We start from the raw sequence: 2,653 nt of genomic DNA on the forward strand, positions 1-2,653 counted from the left end.
TTCTTTTAAAAATCAGAGCGGCGCAAGGTGCAGTATAAGGCTTTGCTTAACCTAGATGATGCGCCCAGAGGGCGCGCAGTATCCGACTGACGAAAAAACGCAAATACGGCCAAATACGGAAGTCTGCTAGCCTCGAGTACGCAATATCACGCGAGTAAAAAAATGAGAGCGCGCAACTTAGGCCGAGTCAAAACACAAAGGCTTATAAGTCTTTCAGAGTATAATCTTTCTTCCCCTTCAACTGCCCGTCTTCAAAAATCCACTCTTCCAAGAGGTCGCCCGTTTCGGAATATTTCTTGGTGACGCCGTTGGCTTTGCCGTTTTTATGCGGGGCAATCATGGCTATGGTGCCGTTTTTATGATAGGAAATTTTATCGCCAACGATTTGGTTTTTCTTATAAACGCTTTCGGACATAACGTTTCCGTCCTCGTCGTAAGCTTTGCATACGCCGTCCATATCGCCGTCGACGTATTCGGCCACTTCAAGTATTTTGCCGTTGGGATAATATCTTAATCTTCTGCCGTTTTCGATATCTTTTACGTAGGAAAATTCTTCTCTGAGTCTGCCGTTGGGGTAATAAACGAAAGCCCGCCCGTGCAGCATACCGTTTAAGTATTCTTTTTCGACGTTCAATTTGCCGGTTTCATAAAAAATCTTGCTTGAACCGTTGCGCTTTCCGTCTTTAAAATAGCATTGAAAATACGTAAGGCCGTTGTCAAAAAACTCTTTTACCAAGCCGTCCGGCAAAGAACCGGTCGTCCCGATAATTTCCAAATTTTCATCGAGCTTTTCGGTATAGACTTCTTTTCCTTCAAGCAAATAAACGCGCAAAAATTTGCCTTTGTCCGCTCCGTCAAGAGCTTTAGTTTTTCTTACGATTAAATTTTCCATATTCAACCTCTATCGCTTTGGCCGCGGTATAACCGCTTGCCCATGCAAATTGTAAATTATATCCGCCGCAGCGGCCGTCTATATCCAAAAGTTCGCCGGTAATATACAAGCCTTTTACTTTTTTTGAGGCGCATGTCCCCAAACAAATCTCCGACGTATCAACCCCGCCGGCGGAACAGGAAGCCTCTTTAAAAGACCTCAGCCCCGCAACCGTAAAAGGCCAGCTTTTAACCGTTGATACTATTCTATCAAAAATATTATCCTTAATTTCAAGCAAAAGAGTATTTTTTCTGAGCCCGGCGTAATCAATAAGCAAATTTGCAAGCGTTGAAGGCAGTATCCCCGTAAAAAGTTCTTTTATTTTAAAGCCGGGGTACATAGCCGCGCGTTTAAGGAAGAGCTCTTTCAAAGCCGGAGCGGAAAACTGCGGCATAAAATCTATTATAAGTTTATCGCCGGCTTTGGCCCTGCGGCTTAAACTTAAAATATTATTCCCGGCCGCACCTTTTGAACCGAAGGTAACTTCCCCATCTTCTTTATCTTCAGGCGCGCAGGAAAGCGAAACAGAACAATACAGTTTAAGCCCCGTCAAACGTGCGGCCGCGGTTTCTTTAAAATCAACCGCGCTCAAAGCCGGGCGAGGCGATTTTACCAAATGGCCCAAAGAACGCGCCAACTCATAGCCTTTCATGGTGCCCGAAACCTGCGGATAGGCCGCTCCGCCGCAAGCCAAAACCGCATAATACGCGCAGTAAGAAGCACCGTCAGAGCATTTTAATTCAAAGCCGGCGCCTTTTTTACTTAAAGACAGAACTTCCGTTTTATATTTAATTTCCGCGCCGGCGGCGGACAACGCGGCGGAAAAACAATCATTGACCGACGCTGCTTTGCCCGTCAAAGGAAAGTATCTTCCGCCCTCTTCTTCCCTGTACAAAAGGCCCAAGCCGTCAAAAAATTTAAGGCAGGCTTTGGGCGGGAAGACTTCCAAAACGGATTTGACAAAAGCTTTATCACCGTAATACTTGCCCGGCGCAGCGTTTATATTGGTAAAATTGCAACGCCCGTTGCCGCTTACAAGTATTTTGCGGCCCGGCAGGATTTCCTTTTCCAAAACAAGAGTTTTAAGTTCAGCCTGATCAACTTCTATAGTCGCGCTGTCACTTCTTCTATAAGCTTTTCCTTTGTAAAAGTAAGGCTTGTATTCACCTTCTCTAACATATAAATGAATAATCTTTTGAAATTCATCTATTTTCAATTCAAAATCCGGCTTAGGAGAAATACTGTCATTAATTTTATTTTCTATATCTTTTATCATCCTATTAAACGCTGGTCTATCAAAACTTGTACCTGATACACCGTCATCAACATACTCTTCTTCTAAATCTAATCTGTTTTGTGATAAATATTGCAAAAGAATATTTCGTTGGTTACTTATACTTTCACTTTCATTATATTTGCCTTTTTCTTCGTCCTCCTTAGAAAGTCTTATATAAATACCCACCTTATATTTTCTTACATCTTCCATTATATCGTAGCTCATTTTACCTCCTTCTTGCTAAAATATAATGGAATAAATACTATACTTAATTTCAATTATACATATATTTCATAAATAGTGGGAAAACTTTATGCAAATTATCCAACTTTATTAAAAACAACCCATTGGGATAGAAAGGGGAATCCTATGTTCAAAAAAATAATAAAACTTATTCTCTGCCTTATTGGTCTAGTCACATTTCTAGGAGGCATCTACTACTTCTT

The 2,653-nt window shown here is 41.7% G+C and carries 2 protein-coding genes; both read right to left on the reverse strand.

All coding sequences use genetic code 11. The features are described from left to right. Window positions 1-202: 202 nt before the first annotated feature. Complete coding sequence (locus ACQY26_RS06740; protein ID WP_428048377.1) at window positions 203-892, reverse strand: toxin-antitoxin system YwqK family antitoxin; 690 nt, start codon at window positions 890-892, stop codon at window positions 203-205. Then, window positions 864-2,432: an aminoacetone oxidase family FAD-binding enzyme gene (locus tag ACQY26_RS06745; protein WP_428048378.1), complete on the reverse strand. Its 1,569-nt coding sequence runs from the start codon at window positions 2,430-2,432 to the stop codon at window positions 864-866. The genes ACQY26_RS06740 and ACQY26_RS06745 overlap by 29 nt, the downstream gene beginning before the upstream one ends. Window positions 2,433-2,653 lie beyond the last annotated feature (221 nt).

It is taken from the genome of Candidatus Proelusimicrobium excrementi, from assembly GCF_937881865.1.
GTDB lineage: Bacteria > Elusimicrobiota > Elusimicrobia > Elusimicrobiales > Elusimicrobiaceae > Proelusimicrobium > Proelusimicrobium excrementi.